Below are 15,664 nucleotides of genomic sequence, written 5' to 3'. Positions count from 1 at the left end.
TGGCGTCTGAAAAAGTGACTCGCCGTAAGGGCGAAACCGCCAGCCGCAACCCCCGAACCAACGGATAAACCCCCAAAACCCCAGGAGCATGGTCGGCCCAAAGGCCGCCAAGTCCAAAAGCCTCAACCCTCCCGACGAACCCTGAACCAAGCCGCATACAAAGCCGGCAAAAACAGCAGAGTCAAAGCCGTAGCCACAATCAACCCGCCCATGATCGCCACCGCCATCGGCCCGAAAAACACACTGCGCGACAACGGAATCATCGCCAACACCGCCGCCAAAGCGGTCAAAACAATCGGCCGAAACCGCCGCACAGTCGCCTCGATAATCGCCTGCCAAGGCTTAAGCCCAGAAGCAATATCCTGCTCGATCTGATCCACAAGAATCACCGAGTTACGCATGATCATCCCCGACAACGCGATCGTCCCCAGCATCGCCACAAACCCGAACGGCTGACGGAACACCATCAGAAACAGCACCACACCGATCAACCCCAGCGGCGCCGTCAGAAACACCATCGCCGTACGCGAGAAACTGCGCAGTTGCACCATCAGCAACGTCAGCACTACCACAATGAACATCGGCACCCCGGCGTTCACCGACTTCTGCCCACGCTCCGAATCCTCCACCGTGCCGCCAACATCCAACAGATACCCATCGGGCAATTCGGCACGAATCGGATCAAGCGTCGGCTGAATCTGCTGCACCAGCGTCGCCGGCTGCTCCTTGCCATAGATGTCGGCACGCACGGTCACAGTCGGCAGGCGATTGCGATGCCAGATGACCCCCTCCTCAAAGCCATATTCCAGCGTGGCAATCTGCGACAACGCCACACTGCGACCGTTATCGGTCGGCACCGCCAGACTCGGCAGCAACGACAACTCGGTACGCTCATGCACCGTGCCGCGCAGCAGAATCTCGATCAACTCGTTGTCCTCGCGGTACTGGCTGACGCTGGAACCGGTCAACGAACTCTGAAGGAATTTCGCCAGATTGGCGGTGCTCACGCCCAAGGCACGGGCACGGTCCTGATCGATGTTCAGGTACACCACCTTGCTCGGTTCTTCCCAGTCCAGGTGCACATTGACCACGTGCGGGTTCTCGCGCCCCTTGGCCGCCACTTTGCGCGCCAGCGCGCGGACTTCCTCGATGTGTTCACCGGTGACGCGGAACTGCACCGGATAGCCAACCGGCGGGCCGTTTTCCAGACGCGTGACCCGCGAACGCAGGGCCGGGAATTGCTCGTTCAACGTGCTGATCAACCAGGTGCGCAGGGTCTCGCGCTCCTCGATGTTTTTCGCCAGCACCACAAACTGGGCAAAGCTCGCCGCCGGCAGTTGTTGATCCAGCGGCAGGTAGAAACGCGGTGAACCGGTGCCGACATACGCCACATAATTGTCGATGCCGGCGTGATCCTTAAGCATCGCTTCCAGGCGTTTGACCTCGGCCGTGGTGTTGGCCAGCGACGCGCCTTCGGCCAGTTTCAGATCGACCATCAACTCCAGTCGATTGGAGGCCGGGAAGAACTGCTGCGGCACGAAACGGAACAGCATCACCGAAGCGATGAACAGCCCCACCGTCAGCACAATCACGGTCTTGCGGTGCGCCACGCACCACTGCACCAGACGTCGCACCCGTTGATAGAACGGCGTGCCATACGGGTCCGCCTGGCCATCAGTCGTGCCGTGTCTGGCGGCGTGAATCTTCGCCAGATCCGGCAGGAGTTTTTCCCCCAGATACGGCACGAACATCACCGCCGCCACCCATGAGGCGAGCAACGCAATAGTCACCACCTGAAAGATCGAACGGGTGTATTCGCCGGTACCGGACTGCGCCGTGGCAATCGGCAGAAAGCCGGCGGCGGTGATCAGCGTGCCGGTGAGCATCGGGAACGCGGTGCTGGTCCAGGCGAAGCTCGCCGCCCGGATCCGGTCGAAGCCCTGCTCCATTTTGATCGCCATCATTTCCACGGCGATGATCGCATCGTCCACCAGCAAGCCCAGCGCCAGCACCAGCGCGCCGAGGGAGATCTTGTGCAGGCCGATGCCGAGGTAATACATGCAGGCGAAGGTCATCGCCAGCACCAGCGGAATGGTCAGCGCGACGACCATGCCGGTGCGCACGCCGAGGGAGAAGAAGCTCACCAGCAACACGATTGCCAGCGCCTCGACCAGCACCTGGACGAATTCGCCGACACCGGTTTTCACCGCCGCCGGTTGGTCGGACACCTTGCGCAGTTGCATGCCGGCCGGAAGGCCTTTCTGCAGGCGCGAGAACTCGCCTTCCAGCGCCTTGCCCAGCACCAGAATGTCACCGCCGTCCTTCATTGCCACCGCAAGGCCGATGGCGTCTTCGCCCATGAAGCGCATGCGCGGCGCCGGTGGATCGTTGAAACCGCGATGCACATCGGCGACATCGGAGATGCGGAACGTCCGATCGCCGACCCGGATCGGAAAATTCTTGATCTCGTCGACGGTCTGAAAATTCCCCGAGACCCGCAGCTGCACACGCTCGCTGCCGGTTTCGAAGAAGCCGGCGGTGGACACCGCGTTCTGCTCTTCCAGTGCTTGCTGTACAGCCGCCAGCGGCAAGCCGAGGGTCGCGAGTTTGACGTTGGACAGCTCGACCCAGATTTTCTCGTCCTGCAAACCGAGCAAATCGACCTTGCCCACATCCTTGACCCGCTGCAGCTGGATCTGGATACGGTCGGCGTAATCCTTGAGCACCGCGTAGTCGAAACCGTCGCCGGTCAGCGCATAGATATTGCCGAACGTGGTGCCGAATTCATCGTTGAAAAACGGCCCCTGAATTCCCGGTGGCAAGGTCTGGCGAATGTCGCTGACCTTCTTGCGCACCTGATACCAGAGGTCGGGGATGTCCACCGAATGCATCGAGTCGCGGGCAATGAACGTGACCTGGGATTCGCCCGGGCGGGAGAACGACACAATGCGTTCGTACTCACCGGTTTCCATCAGTTTCTTTTCGATGCGTTCGGTGACCTGACGCGAGACTTCCTGCGCGGTCGCCCCCGGCCAGCGAGTCTGGATCACCATGGCCTTGAAGGTGAACGGCGGGTCTTCGCTCTGGCCCAGCTTGGTGTAGGACAAGGCGCCGACGATGGCCAGCAAAAGCATCAGGAACAGTACGATCTGGCGATTACGCAACGCCCATTCGGAAAGGTTGAAGCGCATCGGGACTTACTCCTTGTCCGCCAGATTGACCATACGGTTGGAGCGATCCACGGGACGCACCTGCTGACCATCGAGCAACACGTGAACGCCGGCGGCGACCACCCAGTCGCTGGCGTTCAGGCCTTCGAGCACCGGCACGCTTTTCTCGCCGAACGGGCCAATGCGCACCGGGGTCTTTTTCAAGGTGTTGTTGGCGCTGACGACCCAGACGTAGGTCGCACCGTTTTCCGCAGTCAGCGCCGAGAGCGGCACCGACAGCGGTACGGCATCGGCCGACTGCACAAACACCCGGGCGCTCTGGCCGAGCTCGGCCGGGACTTTGCCACTGGTAAACGAGATGCGTGCGGCGAAGGTGCGGGATTTCGGATCGGCTGCCGGCGACAGCTCACGAATCTGCCCGGTGAAGCGCTGGTTCTGCTGCGTCCACAATTCAACGGTGACTGGCTGGCCGACCTTGAAACGTCCGAAGCTCTGCTCCGGCAGGCTGATCGACACTTCGCGCTCGCCATCGGTGGCGAGGGTGAACACGGTTTGTCCGGCGGCGACCACCTGCCCGACTTCCACCGATCGCTTGGCCACCACGCCATCCTGCGGCGCACGCAGCACAGCGTAACTGGCCTGGTTGGTCGAGACGTTGAATTCGGCCTTGATCTGCTTGAGGCGGGCTTCGCCGGAGCGGTAGAGATTTTCCGCGTTGTCGTAGGCCGAACGGCTGACCATCTGCCGCTCCATCAAGGTCTTGTAGCGATCACGCTCGGCGCGCACCAGGTTCAGATTGGCTTCGGCGGCAGCGACTTGCGCGCGCGTGGCTTCGAGTTGCAGGCGCACGTCCTGCGGATCGAGTTCGGCGAGTGGCTGATCAGCCTTCACGCGCTGACCTTCTTCGACCAGTCGTCGGCTGACTTTGCCGCCGATGCGGAATGCCAGATCGGGTTCGTAGCGGGCGCGAACCTCGCCCGGATAACTTTCCATCGCCTGCGCCGAAGGCTCTGGCTGCACCACCATGGCCGGTCGAATGCTGACTTGCGCCGCCTCTTCCTGACCGCATGCTGCCAACAAAAAAGCCAGGCTGACTGGCAATGCAAATGGCCACATGAGGTGCAGTGCATGACGGAACATGGTGACGGACCTTTCGCTAATGGTGCTTGGAATATTTATACTGGCCGGTATGGTATTAATAGCAAACTCACCAGTCCAGTATTAAAAGCGAAGAATGTCGAACAATCTTTCAGCTCCAAACGGCCCGGGCCGTCCGAAGGATCCGGCCAAGCGCCGGGCGATCCTCGATGCGGCGAAAATCCTGTTTCTGAGTCAAGGCTACGCCAACACCAGCATGGACGCGGTCGCCGCCGAGGCTGGTGTGTCGAAGTTGACGGTCTACAGCCACTTCAACGACAAGGAGACGCTGTTCTCTTCCGCCGTGATGGCCAAATGCGAGGAGCAGTTACCGCCGCTGTTCTTCGAACTGCCCGCCGGCATCGCCGTGGAAAATGTGTTGCTGAACATTGCCCGAGGCTTTCACCAACTGATCAACAGCGATGAATCGGTAAATTTGCACCGTTTGATGATGGCGCTGGGCACGCAGGATCCGAAGCTCTCGCAGATCTTCTTCGAAGCCGGTCCCGAGCGCATGGTGCAAGGGATGGAGCGGCTGCTCAAGCGCATCCACGAAACCGGCGCGTTGAGCATCGACCAACCACGTAATGCGGCCGAGCACTTCTTCTGCCTGATCAAGGGCGCGGGGAATTTTCGCTTGCTGTATTGCTGCGGTGAGCCGCTGAGCGAAGAAGCGGCAGAGAGTCATGTGCAGGAGGTGGTGGGGTTGTTCATGCGGGCGTATCGGCCGTGAGTTTTCAGCGTCTGTTCTGACGCCTTCGCGAGCAAGCCCGCTCCCACACTGGATTTGTGAACGACACAGATCAAATGTGGGAGCGGGCTTGCTCGCGAATGGGGCGACGCGGTCTCAGGCCTTGAGCGCTTTCTTCGGGTAGATGTCATACCGGCTCGACTTGCCATCCAGCGCATGGCTCGGTTTCGGCCCGTCGATGCACGGCGCCTTGCGCGGACGCTTGACCACCACGCGGTGGGTCGCCAATGCCAGCGCCGCTTCCAGCAGCGCCGGTGCATCCGGATCATCACCGACCAGTGGCCGGAACAGGCGCATCTCTTTCTTCACCAGTGCGGTCTTCTCGCGATGCGGGAACATCGGGTCAAGGTAGATCACCTGCGGTGGCTCGCCTTCCCAGTTGCGCATGACCTCGATCGAGTTGCCCTTGAGCAGCTTCATCCGCGCGACAATCGGCGCCACGTCGAAATCTTCCGCCGCCCGCGCCAGACCGTCCTCCAGCAGTGCGCCGATCAGCGGCTGGCGTTCGATCAGGCTCATCTCGCAGCCCAGACTCGCCAGCACGAACGCGTCCTTGCCCAGCCCGGCCGTGGCGTCCAGCACCCGTGGACGCACGCCTTGGGCGACGCCGACCGCCTTGGCGATCATCTGCCCGCTGCCGCCACCGTACAAACGCCGGTGCGCCGCGCCACCCTCGACAAAATCCACCCGCACCGGCCCCGGTGCATCCGGGCCGAGCTGTTGCAACTGCAAACCTTGCTCGCCCAGTTGCAAGGCGAACTCGCCGTCGGCCATCTCCATCGGCAGGCCCAGACGCTCGGCCCACTGCTCGGCTTGCGCTTCAAACGTCGGGCTCAAGGCCTGGACATGGATGCGGCAGGCCGCGGGTTGCTCAATCATGAAAACACGCTCAAAAAAGTTAAGGATCGGCAAAAAGTGGCCGATAAACCAATCAACGCGCATTTTGCCAGAGCTGAGCGTCAACCGAAAAAAATGTCAGGCATTCTTCCCACATCGATTGGCTACATTTCGCCCAAGGGCGACTTCAGCCGTCATAACACTCAAGCATTGGGCGGCGTCAGTCACCTGTGGCAGGATTTCTTTGCCCAGGCCCTGGCCGAACAATCGAGTGATGTGGTGCCGGCCTGTGGCACGTTTCCGCCGGTTGACCTGAACAGCCCTGAAGAGCCGACCCTGGGCAGCGAGCTCCACGCGCACATCGTCGAACAGCGTCAGTGCGACGTGGTCGACACCGAAGTGCGTCCGCCGGAGCCGCTGTTCCTGCCGATCGCCGAGTTCGAAACCGATCTGCTGGACAAGCCGTTCCCACCGTTCCCGCCAGAAGAACTCAAGGCTCAGCAAGGGCAACAGGACTTCGACAGCAGTTGGGTCCGCCCGATCGTGATCAACAATGGTCAACCGTTGCCAGAGCCTGGTCCGGCACCGCAGAAGAAGCCGCTGTCCCTGCCGATTGCCGAATTCGACCTCGATCTGCTGCAAAAACCTTATCCGCCGTTCCCGCCGGAAGAAATCGTCGAGCAGCAGAAAGCGCTGGACTTCGATAACGGCTGGGCTCGCCCGATCGTGCTGCAGAACCTGCGCCTGGCCGCCTGATACCTCAGTAATACATTCCCCAGCGCCCCACACTCAGCCTTTGAAAAACTGATTGGCCTTGGCGTACGGCATCGACTGTGAAGTGAAGCCGAAAGTGCCGCGGTGTTGGATCTCTTCAGCCGCGCGGAAAAACTCGCCGAATGCCGCCAGCGCCAATGCCGAACCGGTACTGATGCGCCGCACGCCCATTTCTTCGAGCTCCTGTGCGGTCAGTTTCAAACCACCGGACATCAACACGTTGACCGGCTTGGGCGCCACCGCGCGCACCACTGCCAGCACTTCTTCGGCATTGCGCAAACCCGGCGCGTACAACACGTCGGCACCGGCTTCGGCGAAGGCCTGCAAGCGGCGGATGGTGTCGTGGATATCGGGATTGCCGTGCAGGTAGTTTTCCGCACGGGCAGTCAGGATGAAGGGAAATGGCAGCGTGCGCACGGCAGCGACGGCGGCTTCGATCCGCGCCACGGCGTGTTCGAAGCAATAAATCGGCGCGTCGGCACGGCCCGTGGCGTCCTCGATCGAACCACCCACCGCCCCCGCCTCAGCGGCGCGCAACAGGCTTTTAGCGCACTCGACGGGGTCATCAGCGAAACCGTTTTCCAGATCCACTGCCACCGGCAGATCGGTGGCCGCGACAATCGCCCGAACGTTGACCAAGGTTTCATCGAGACTCAAGGCGCCGTCGGTCTTGCCTTGGGAAAACGCGTAACCGGCACTGGTGGTCGCCAGTGCCTGATAGCCCAGGCTGGCGAGCATCTTCGCGGAACCTGCATCCCACGGATTGGGAATGACGAAGATTCCCGGACGCTCGTGCAGGGCCTTGAAGGCTTGGGCTTTGCGGGCTTGTTCGTGATCGGCTTGGGCGTCCATCGGCAGGCTCCTGGGCAAGAATGAAAATCCGCCTCAGAGCAGGCCAAGTTGCTCGGCGGCGGGTTCTCTGTATAGCTCAGGCAGGGATGGCAGGCCAGGCAAACGTTGCATCAGTTGTGCGTGAAAACGTTGCGCCAGCTTCGCCGCCAGGATGTTGTCGGCGGTGTGCAGGAAGATGTACGGCGTGCGGCCCTCTTCGATCCACTCGGCGATTTTCGCCACCCACGGCAGCAGAAACGGGTCGTTGGCCTCAAGCTCGGGATGGCCGATGAAACGCACCTGCGGGCACTGCGTGAACGCCGCTGGCCGCGTCGGCACCCGGGGCTTTTTCGATTGCGCGTGGATCACCGAAGACTCGGTCGACAGGCAACTGAACAACGCGCGCGGATCGAGGCAGATGCGCTCCACGCCACGGTCCAGCAACAGGCGATTGAGCAGACGCTCGCTCTCGCCCTTGGCAAAGAACTGCTCGTGACGCACTTCTACCGCCAGCGGCCGGTCCAGCGCGTCGATGAACGCGGTCAGCTCCGGCAGTCGATGTGGGGTGAAGCTTTTCGACAGTTGCAGCCACAGCGGCGAAACACGTTCGCCGAGCGGCTCGAGGAGGTTTACGAAGGTTTCGGCGGCGCTCAGTTGATCGCGCAGGTCACCGCTGTGGCTGATATCGCCGGGGAACTTGGCGGTGAAGCGAAAGTGTTCGGGCATGGTCTCGGCCCAGCGCTGAACGGTGGCAGGCGAGGGGCTGGCGTAGAAGGTCGTGTTGCCTTCCACGGCGTTGAAAACCTGGGAGTAGAGACTGAGGAAGTCGGAGGTCTTGGCGTCTTCGGGGTACAGATACTCGCGCCAGGCGTTTTCACTCCAGGACGGGCAACCGAGGTAGTAAGGCAGCGCCATCAGATGTACAGGTCGAGGCCCAGCACATCCGCATCCCAATCGACAAAACCGGCGGTGCTCAGGTAGCTGGCCAGGGCCATCGCTACGCTTTTGCTCATGGCGCGGTGATAAATCATGTCTTGCTGACGGGCAGGCAGATTGGCCAGGCGTTGTGCGGAGGCTTTGGCAGCGCGGGCGGCCAGTTGCTCTTCGGTCGGGAATTCCAGCTCGCCGTCGATATCGTCGACGGACTCATCCAGCGCCACGTTGCCTTTGCGAGGCTTGCGCTTGATCGGGTAGGACTGAGAGGAACGGCCGTCTATACGCATAAATTCATGCTCGGTATCGATGATGGCAATTTAGCGGCACCTGACCGACTTAGCAAATCGCCGAGTGATAACTAGAACACATAAAGCGCAAAAGGTTTAAAGCGCAGGGTTGGAAACTGACGATTGGCAGAATTTGGAATAAGTCGCGGGGATTGTGGAAGGCTTTGTGGTGAGGGGATTTGTGGTGAGGGGATTTATCCCCGACCGGCTGCGAAGCAGTCGCAGATTCTGGAGAGCCGCTTCGCGCCCCATCGGGGATAAATCCCCTCACCACAGAAGCTGCCCACAATAGAAATCTGGCCTCAGCGAGCCTTTGGGGTGGCGACCTTGTCGCGCAGATAAACCGGTTGCGCGTCATCCGCCGGGATCGACTCACCGCGTTCCCATGCAAAGCGCGCCAGGGTCAGCAGGTCTTCGGCGTGAGGCAGCATGCCGGCATCAGAACCACTCAGATTGACCGCGATCCGCTCGCCGTAACCCCAACCCGTCCCGGCACCGAACCACTCGCCGCTGGCATCGGCCGGCAGCGCCGCGACTTCCGGTGGCAGTACCGCTTCGGCGCCGACCAAGCGCATCTCCCCCGCCATCTCGCGATAGCAGCCCCAATACACTTCATCCATCCGCGCATCGATGGCCGCCGCGACCTGGCTCACGCCGTGTTCGCGATACGCACGCTGCGCCAGCACGGCCAGGTTCGACACCGGCAGCACCGGACGATCCAGGGCAAACGCCAGGCCTTGCACCACACCGATGGCAATCCGCACACCGGTAAACGCGCCAGGACCGCGACCGAAAGCAATGGCGTCCACCGCCTGCAACGTGGTGCCGGCGTCGGCCAGCAGTTGCTGGATCATCGGCAGCAGCTTCTGCGCGTGCAGACGCGGGATCACCTCGTAATGGCTCGTGACCTTGCCGTCATGCAGCAAGGCAACGGAGCAAGCTTCGGTCGCGGTGTCCAGGGCCAGCAAGGTGCTCATCGATGTTTCCAAAACAGGTGGGAGAAAAAGTGCGTCAGTATAAACAACTACGGCCCGCAAGCGGGCCGTGGATGATGCAGCGGATCAGCTTTTTCAGCTCAGCGCTTCGAGCACCTTGGCGGTGATCGCTTCAACCGAACCAACGCCCGGAATGTGGCTGTATTTCGGCTTGCCGTTGGCAGCGGAGAGCTTCTGGTAGAAGTCCACCAGCGGCTTGGTCTGCGAATGGTAGACCGACAGGCGATGACGCACGGTTTCTTCGGTGTCGTCCTTGCGCTGTACCAGATCGTCGCCGGTGACGTCGTCTTTGCCGGCCACTTTCGGCGGGTTGTAGACGATGTGGTAAACGCGGCCGCTGGCCTCGTGAACGCGACGACCGGCGATACGCTGAACGATTTCTTCGTCTTCAACAGCGATTTCAACCACGGCGTCCAGCTCGACACCGGCAGTCACCAGCGCTTCAGCCTGCGGAATGGTGCGCGGGAAACCGTCGAACAGGAAGCCATTGACGCAATCTGGTTGAGCGATGCGATCCTGCACCAGCGCGATGATCAGGTCATCCGACACCAGGCCGCCGGCATCCATGATGCTCTTGGCTTGAACGCCCAGTGGAGTGCCAGCCTTGACCGCAGCACGCAGCATGTCGCCGGTGGAGATTTGCGGAATGCCGAATTTCTCGGTGATGAACTTAGCCTGAGTACCTTTACCGGCCCCGGGAGCTCCCAGCAGAATGACGCGCATCGATGTGCTCCTCAATTTTTTATATAGAAAACAACGGGATTCGCCTCTTTGGGCCAATCTCAAAAAAACGGGTCGTGGCCGCACAAACGGCCAAAGGCTGATCAAGATACACAGCAGGCTGCGCCCACACAAGACGCCAAAAGTCGGAGAACCCGGCGCCCGCCGCGACCTTGCGACGCGGTAACCCAAGTCGCAACCCCATCATTAACTGTCGCCTGCCCGCACTTTGTGCCTGTGTACAAAGCGGCACCCGGCCTGTGCACCGGGTGCCTGACGCCAGCGTAAAAACCTTAGCCGGTATTGCGCAAACCGGCGGCAATCCCCGCCACAGACACCAGTAGCGCCTGCTCCACCGGGCTGCCCTGCTCGACATCCTGCTGCCGTGAACGGGCCAACAGTTCGGCCTGCAATAGATGAAGCGGGTCGAGGTAGGTGTTGCGCAGACGGATGAATTCCAGGGTGTCGGGGCTATGCGCCAGCAGTTGTGACTGACCGGTCAGGCCGAGCACTACCGCGCACGCCTGCGACAATAGGTCGCGTAACTGCGCGCCCAACGGCAGCAGGTCCGGCTCGACCAGACGCTGATCGTAAGACAGCGCAATGTCGGCATCGGCCTTGGCCAGGACCATTTCCAGCATGTCGATACGCGTGCGGAAGAACGGCCACTGCTCGCGCATCTGGGCCAGCAGTTCGCCCTCGCCACGCTCCAGCGCCTTGCTCAGCGCGGTTTCCCAGCCCAGCCAGGCCGGCAGCATCAAGCGCGTCTGGGTCCAGCCGAAAATCCACGGAATCGCCCGCAGGCTTTCGATCCCGCCGGCACGGCGCTTGGCCGGACGGCTGCCGAGGGGCAGGCGCCCCAGCTCCTGCTCCGGCGTGGACTGGCGGAAGTACTCGACGAATTGCGGATTCTCGCGCACCACTGCGCGGTAGGCGGCAACACCGTCAGCGGCCAATTCGTCCATCAGGTGCCGCCACTCAGGCGTTGGCGGCGGTGGTGGCAACAGCGTCGCTTCAAGCACGGCGGCCAGATACAAATTGAGGTTCTGTTCGGCGATGTCCGGCAGGCCGAATTTGAATCGAATCATTTCGCCCTGCTCGGTGGTGCGGAACCGCCCCGCCACCGACCCCGGTGGCTGCGACAGGATCGCCGCGTGCGCCGGACCGCCGCCACGGCCCACAGTGCCACCGCGACCGTGGAACAACAGCAGTTCGACTTGCTGTTCGCGACAGATTTCCACCAGACGTTCCTGCGCCCGGTATTGCGCCCACGCCGCAGCGGTGGTGCCGGCGTCCTTGGCCGAGTCGGAATAACCGATCATCACTTCCTGCGGGCCCTGCAACCTGGCGCGATACCCCGGCAGCAGCAACAGACGCTCCATGACCGGCCCGGCGTTGTCGAGGTCGGCAAGGGTTTCAAACAACGGCACCACGCGCATCGGCCGCAGCACGCCTGACTCTTTGAGCAGCAGTTGCACCGCCAACACGTCGGAGGCGGCGCCCGCCATCGAGATCACGTAGGAACCCAGCGAGGCACCCGGTGCAGCAGCGATCTCCTTGCAAGTGGCGAGCACTTCAGCAGTGTCGGCGGACGGTCTGAAATGCGCCGGCAGCAATGGTCGGCGATTGCTCAATTCGCGAGTGAGGAAGCTGATGCGTTGCTCTTCGTCCCAGTCTTCGTAGCGACCGAGACCGAGGTAATCGGTGATTTCGGTCATCGCCGAGCTGTGCCGCGTCGAGTCCTGTCGCACATCGAGGCGCACCAGGAACAGGCCGAACGTCACCGCCCGGCGCAGGCAATCGAGCAACGGCCCGTCGGCGATCACGCCCATGCCACACTCGTGCAGCGAGTTGAAGCACAGCTCCAGCGGATCGAGCAGGTCGCGGTTGTTGTGCAACACGTCGGCCGATGCCGGCGTGCTCGCAGTGAGCGAGGCATGTGCCCAGTTGCGTGTGGCTCGCAGGCGTTCGCGCAATTGCTTGAGCACCGCACGATACGGCTCGGCGCTGTCACCGGCCTTGGCCTTGAGCGCGTCGCTGGCCTGCTGCATCGACAGCTCGGCGGCCAGGTGATCGACATCGCGCAGGTACAGGTCAGCGGCCATCCAGCGCGCCAGCAACAGCACTTCGCGGGTCACCGCAGCGGTGACGTTGGGGTTGCCGTCGCGATCGCCGCCCATCCACGAGGCAAAGCGGATCGGCGCCGCCTCCAGAGGCAAGCGCAGGCCGGTGGCGGCAAACAACGCCTGATCGGCCTTGCGCATGTGGTTGGGAATCGCCTGCCACAGCGAGTGTTCGATCACCGCAAAACCCCACTTGGCTTCATCGACCGGGGTCGGCCGCGTGCGGCGGATTTCTTCGGTGTGCCAGGCTTCGGCGATCAGTCGTTGCAGGATGTTCTGGATCTGTTCGCGCTCGGCGCTGGTCAGGTCGCGATGATCCTGAGCCGCCAGTTGCGCGGCGATCGCGTCGTACTTCTGGATCAGCGTGCGCCGCGCAACTTCGGTCGGGTGTGCGGTCAGTACCAGCTCAATTTCCAGGCGCGCCAGTTGCCGGGCCAGCGATTCGGCGTTGTGGCCTTCATTGCGCAGGCGGGCGAGCAGTTCCGGGAGCACGCGGGACTCGAACGGCGCCGGCTGCGACTCTTCGCGGCGATGAATCAACTGATACTGCTCGGCGATGTTCGCCAGATTGAGGAACTGGTTGAACGCCCGCGCCACCGGGAGCAATTCGTCTTCGCTCAACTGGTTGAGGCTGGCGCTCAGCTCAGCGTCCATCGAGCCGCGCCGGTCGGCCTTGGCGCCCTTGCGAATCTGCTCGATCTTGTCGAGAAATTCCTCGCCGTACTGGTCTCGGATGGTGTTGCCCAACAGCTCACCCAGCAGGTGAACGTCCTCGCGCAAGCGTGCATCAATATCGGTCATCAGCAGTTCTCCAGCGGTAATCGGGACGGCGCAGAAACGAATGCTTTGCCCAGAGAGTGCCGCTCTACGGCGCTTCTTACAAGCAGACGACGAAGGGACTTTAAACCTTGCGGCTTGAAGCTAGTCTCAACTGTAAGCCGTACAACGGCTTGCCGCCGGCCCCGCCGGACACTCACCCAGGCCTGCCACGAGCAGGCGCAAATGAGGTCATCATGAAAATCCGTGAACTCGCCCAGCATTGGGAAGAAAATGCCAAGGGTCGCCTGACCGACACCGGCTACACGATTCATCTGGACGTCGAGGCGGCCGCGCGGCTGGCGGCGATTGCCGAGATGTACCCCAAACGCCACCCCGAAGAACTGCTCGGCGAGCTGATCGGCGCCGCGCTCGAAGAGTTCGAGGCGAGCCTGCCGTATGTGAAAGGCTCGACCGTGGTCGCCACCGATGAAGAAGGCGATCCGCTGTACGAAGACGTCGGCCCGACCCCGCGTTTTCTGGCGCTGTCGCGCCAGCATCTGCAGGATTTGTCGACTGCTGCCGGTAAGCAAAAACACTGACACTCCACAGATCAAAACTGTGGGAGCGAGCCTGCTCGCGAAAGCAATATATCAGTCGACATTGATGGTGACTGGCACACCGCTTTCGCGAGCAGGCTCGCTCCCACATTGACTGTATTTCTGCCTCCAGATCGAAGTTTTTTCGGTATTAGAAACACCCGCGCGTACCACTCTGCCCCGCCAAAGTTCCCGTCCTAGAGCCCTGTCCGTTTGGTCAAAAATTTTTGGGCGATGGGCCATCTTTTCTGAACTTTTAAAAAACGCCTCCGGTCGGAACCTGTAACCACGCCTGGAACGAGCGTTTCAAAAACGCGCTTTCACACGACGCTTGCGGCTCCTCGACCAGGATGGATTTTCGGTTTTATCAGGAGTTAAACAATGGAGTTGAAGACCATGAAGACCCAAACCTCGTTCTCTCACCTGCGCGGTCTGAAACTGGCCGCCCTGGCCATCGGCACCAGCTTCGTTCTGGCCGGTTGCGCCGGCAACCCACCGACCGAGCAGTACGCCGTGACTCAGTCGGCAGTCAACAGCGCTGTGAGCGCTGGCGGTACCGAGTTCGCTGCGGTGGAAATGAAGCAGGCGCAAGACAAGCTCAAACAAGCCGAAATCGCCATGCACGACAAAAAGTATGAAGAAGCTCGCACCCTCGCCGAGCAGGCCGAATGGGATGCTCGCGTAGCAGAACGCAAGGCTCAGGCTGCCAAGGCCGAGCAGGCTCTGAAGGATTCCCAGAAAGGTGTTCAGGAACTGCGTCAGGAAAGTCAGCGCACCGTGCAGTAAGCGCGCATCCCGACCGCAAAGCTGAAACTCTTATCGATAGAAAGGACGACAAATTATGCGTAAGCAACTGATGATCCCCGCTCTCCTGGCCGCAAGCGTTGCCCTGGCTGCCTGCTCTACCCCGCCTAACCCGAACCTGGAACAGGCACGCACCAACTACGCCGGTCTGCAGGCCAACCCGCAGGCGAGCAAAGTCGCCGCCCTGGAAACCAAAGACGCCAGCGATTACCTGGACAAAGCCGACAAGGCTTACCTGGATAAGCAAGACGCCGCCAAGGTTGACCAACTGGCCTACCTGACCAACCAGCGCGTGGAAGTGGCCAAGCAGACCATCGCCCTGCGCACTGCTGAAAACAACCTGAAGAACGCTTCCGCACAACGTGCCCAGGCCCGTCTGGACGCTCGCGACCAGCAGATCAAGCAACTGCAGCAGAGCCTGAACGCCAAGCAGACTGATCGCGGTACGTTGGTGACCTTCGGTGACGTGCTGTTCGCCACCAACAAGGCTGACCTGAAATCCAGCGGTCTGGTGAACATCAACAAACTGGCGCAGTTCCTTCAGGAAAACCCTGATCGCAAAGTGATCGTCGAGGGTTACACCGACAGCACTGGCGCGGCGAACTACAACCAGTCGCTGTCCGAGCGTCGTGCGACTTCCGTGCAAACAGCACTGATCAAGATGGGCGTAGATCCTTCGCGCATCGTGGTGCAGGGTTATGGCAAGGAATACCCGGTCGCCGACAACGGCAGCGTTTCCGGCCGTGCGATGAACCGTCGTGTGGAAGTGACCATTTCCAACGACAACCAACCAGTGGTGCCACGTTCGGCAGTCAGCTCGAACTAAGCGGCACGCGCTAACGCAAAAGCCCCGCCTGAGTGATCAGGCGGGGCTTTTTTAGTGAGGCTGAAATGGTGGCCCCTCACCCCAGCCCTCTCCCGAGGGAGAGGGAGCCGATTTATGG

The 15,664-nt window shown here is 61.4% G+C and carries 14 protein-coding genes; 5 read left to right on the top strand and 9 right to left on the bottom strand.

The features are described from left to right. Positions 1-122: 122 nt before the first annotated feature. Positions 123-3,191 carry an efflux RND transporter permease subunit gene (locus PseAD21_RS25170; RefSeq protein WP_102358494.1) on the bottom strand — a complete coding sequence of 1,023 codons (3,069 nt, stop codon included), beginning with the start codon at positions 3,189-3,191 and terminating at the stop codon, positions 123-125. Positions 3,192-3,197: 6 nt separating this feature from the next. Continuing rightward, on the bottom strand, positions 3,198-4,310 hold the full coding sequence (locus PseAD21_RS25165) for an efflux RND transporter periplasmic adaptor subunit (protein WP_102358493.1): 1,113 nt from the start codon (positions 4,308-4,310) through the stop codon (positions 3,198-3,200). Between the two features lie 94 nt (positions 4,311-4,404). Here PseAD21_RS25165 and PseAD21_RS25160 point away from each other — a divergent pair, with 94 nt between their 5' ends. Further along, positions 4,405-5,040, top strand: a complete 636-nt coding sequence (locus PseAD21_RS25160) for a TetR/AcrR family transcriptional regulator (RefSeq protein WP_102358492.1) — start codon at positions 4,405-4,407, stop codon at positions 5,038-5,040. A gap of 114 nt (positions 5,041-5,154) precedes the next feature. On the opposite strand, the gene PseAD21_RS25155 is transcribed toward PseAD21_RS25160, so the two are convergent. After that, complete coding sequence (locus tag PseAD21_RS25155; protein WP_102358491.1) at positions 5,155-5,937, bottom strand: class I SAM-dependent methyltransferase; 783 nt, start codon at positions 5,935-5,937, stop codon at positions 5,155-5,157. Positions 5,938-6,030: 93 nt separating this feature from the next. Between PseAD21_RS25155 and PseAD21_RS25150 the strand changes: the two genes are divergently transcribed. Next, entirely contained in the window at positions 6,031-6,651 is a 621-nt protein-coding gene (locus PseAD21_RS25150) for an energy transducer TonB (protein WP_102358495.1), read from the top strand. Between the two features lie 33 nt (positions 6,652-6,684). Here PseAD21_RS25150 and PseAD21_RS25145 read toward each other — a convergent pair whose 3' ends face one another. The 6 genes from PseAD21_RS25145 to ppc all read right to left on the bottom strand — a co-directional run bounded on the left by PseAD21_RS25145 (position 6,685) and on the right by ppc (position 13,362). Further along, positions 6,685-7,521, bottom strand: a complete 837-nt coding sequence (locus PseAD21_RS25145) for an oxaloacetate decarboxylase (protein WP_102358490.1) — start codon at positions 7,519-7,521, stop codon at positions 6,685-6,687. A gap of 33 nt (positions 7,522-7,554) precedes the next feature. Then, positions 7,555-8,415 carry a DUF72 domain-containing protein gene (locus tag PseAD21_RS25140; RefSeq protein ID WP_102358489.1) on the bottom strand — a complete coding sequence of 287 codons (861 nt, stop codon included), beginning with the start codon at positions 8,413-8,415 and terminating at the stop codon, positions 7,555-7,557. Further along, positions 8,415-8,723: a hypothetical protein gene (locus tag PseAD21_RS25135; protein ID WP_102358488.1), complete on the bottom strand. Its 309-nt coding sequence runs from the start codon at positions 8,721-8,723 to the stop codon at positions 8,415-8,417. The genes PseAD21_RS25140 and PseAD21_RS25135 overlap by 1 nt, the downstream gene beginning before the upstream one ends. 302 nt (positions 8,724-9,025) lie before the next feature. After that, on the bottom strand, positions 9,026-9,700 hold the full coding sequence (tsaB, locus tag PseAD21_RS25130; RefSeq protein ID WP_102358487.1) for a tRNA (adenosine(37)-N6)-threonylcarbamoyltransferase complex dimerization subunit type 1 TsaB: 675 nt from the start codon (positions 9,698-9,700) through the stop codon (positions 9,026-9,028). 93 nt (positions 9,701-9,793) lie between these two features. Then, on the bottom strand, positions 9,794-10,441 hold the full coding sequence (adk, locus tag PseAD21_RS25125) for an adenylate kinase (protein ID WP_025112233.1): 648 nt from the start codon (positions 10,439-10,441) through the stop codon (positions 9,794-9,796). Positions 10,442-10,731: 290 nt separating this feature from the next. Continuing rightward, complete coding sequence (gene ppc, locus PseAD21_RS25120; RefSeq protein WP_102358486.1) at positions 10,732-13,362, bottom strand: phosphoenolpyruvate carboxylase; 2,631 nt, start codon at positions 13,360-13,362, stop codon at positions 10,732-10,734. Positions 13,363-13,574: 212 nt separating this feature from the next. Here ppc and PseAD21_RS25115 point away from each other — a divergent pair, with 212 nt between their 5' ends. The 3 genes from PseAD21_RS25115 (at position 13,575) to PseAD21_RS25105 (ending at position 15,546) form a co-directional block, all read left to right on the top strand. Further along, positions 13,575-13,919: a pilin assembly protein gene (locus PseAD21_RS25115; protein ID WP_102358485.1), complete on the top strand. Its 345-nt coding sequence runs from the start codon at positions 13,575-13,577 to the stop codon at positions 13,917-13,919. 378 nt (positions 13,920-14,297) lie between these two features. After that, complete coding sequence (locus PseAD21_RS25110; protein ID WP_102358484.1) at positions 14,298-14,702, top strand: DUF4398 domain-containing protein; 405 nt, start codon at positions 14,298-14,300, stop codon at positions 14,700-14,702. A 55-nt stretch (positions 14,703-14,757) separates the two neighbouring features. Beyond that, positions 14,758-15,546, top strand: coding sequence for an OmpA family protein (locus PseAD21_RS25105; protein ID WP_102358483.1), 789 nt, complete (start codon positions 14,758-14,760; stop codon positions 15,544-15,546). Positions 15,547-15,664: the final 118 nt, after the last annotated feature.

The organism is Pseudomonas sp. AD21 (genome assembly GCF_002878485.1).
In the GTDB taxonomy this organism is placed as follows: domain Bacteria; phylum Pseudomonadota; class Gammaproteobacteria; order Pseudomonadales; family Pseudomonadaceae; genus Aquipseudomonas.
This window is presented reverse-complemented; position numbering and strand designations above follow the sequence as displayed.

Bases quoted from the DNA above. Each gene is read 5' to 3' on its own strand.
- PseAD21_RS25170 (WP_102358494.1), bottom strand. From the start codon at position 3,191: ATGCGCTTCAACCTTTCCGAATGGGCGTTGCGTAATCGCCAGATCGTA.
- PseAD21_RS25165 (WP_102358493.1), bottom strand. From the start codon at position 4,310: ATGTTCCGTCATGCACTGCACCTCATGTGGCCATTTGCATTGCCAGTC.
- PseAD21_RS25160 (WP_102358492.1), top strand. From the start codon at position 4,405: ATGTCGAACAATCTTTCAGCTCCAAACGGCCCGGGCCGTCCGAAGGAT.
- PseAD21_RS25155 (WP_102358491.1), bottom strand. From the start codon at position 5,937: ATGATTGAGCAACCCGCGGCCTGCCGCATCCATGTCCAGGCCTTGAGC.
- PseAD21_RS25150 (WP_102358495.1), top strand. From the start codon at position 6,031: ATGTCAGGCATTCTTCCCACATCGATTGGCTACATTTCGCCCAAGGGC.
- PseAD21_RS25145 (WP_102358490.1), bottom strand. From the start codon at position 7,521: ATGGACGCCCAAGCCGATCACGAACAAGCCCGCAAAGCCCAAGCCTTC.
- PseAD21_RS25140 (WP_102358489.1), bottom strand. From the start codon at position 8,415: ATGGCGCTGCCTTACTACCTCGGTTGCCCGTCCTGGAGTGAAAACGCC.
- PseAD21_RS25135 (WP_102358488.1), bottom strand. From the start codon at position 8,723: ATGCGTATAGACGGCCGTTCCTCTCAGTCCTACCCGATCAAGCGCAAG.
- tsaB (WP_102358487.1), bottom strand. From the start codon at position 9,700: ATGAGCACCTTGCTGGCCCTGGACACCGCGACCGAAGCTTGCTCCGTT.
- adk (WP_025112233.1), bottom strand. From the start codon at position 10,441: ATGCGCGTCATTCTGCTGGGAGCTCCCGGGGCCGGTAAAGGTACTCAG.
- ppc (WP_102358486.1), bottom strand. From the start codon at position 13,362: ATGACCGATATTGATGCACGCTTGCGCGAGGACGTTCACCTGCTGGGT.
- PseAD21_RS25115 (WP_102358485.1), top strand. From the start codon at position 13,575: ATGAAAATCCGTGAACTCGCCCAGCATTGGGAAGAAAATGCCAAGGGT.
- PseAD21_RS25110 (WP_102358484.1), top strand. From the start codon at position 14,298: ATGGAGTTGAAGACCATGAAGACCCAAACCTCGTTCTCTCACCTGCGC.
- PseAD21_RS25105 (WP_102358483.1), top strand. From the start codon at position 14,758: ATGCGTAAGCAACTGATGATCCCCGCTCTCCTGGCCGCAAGCGTTGCC.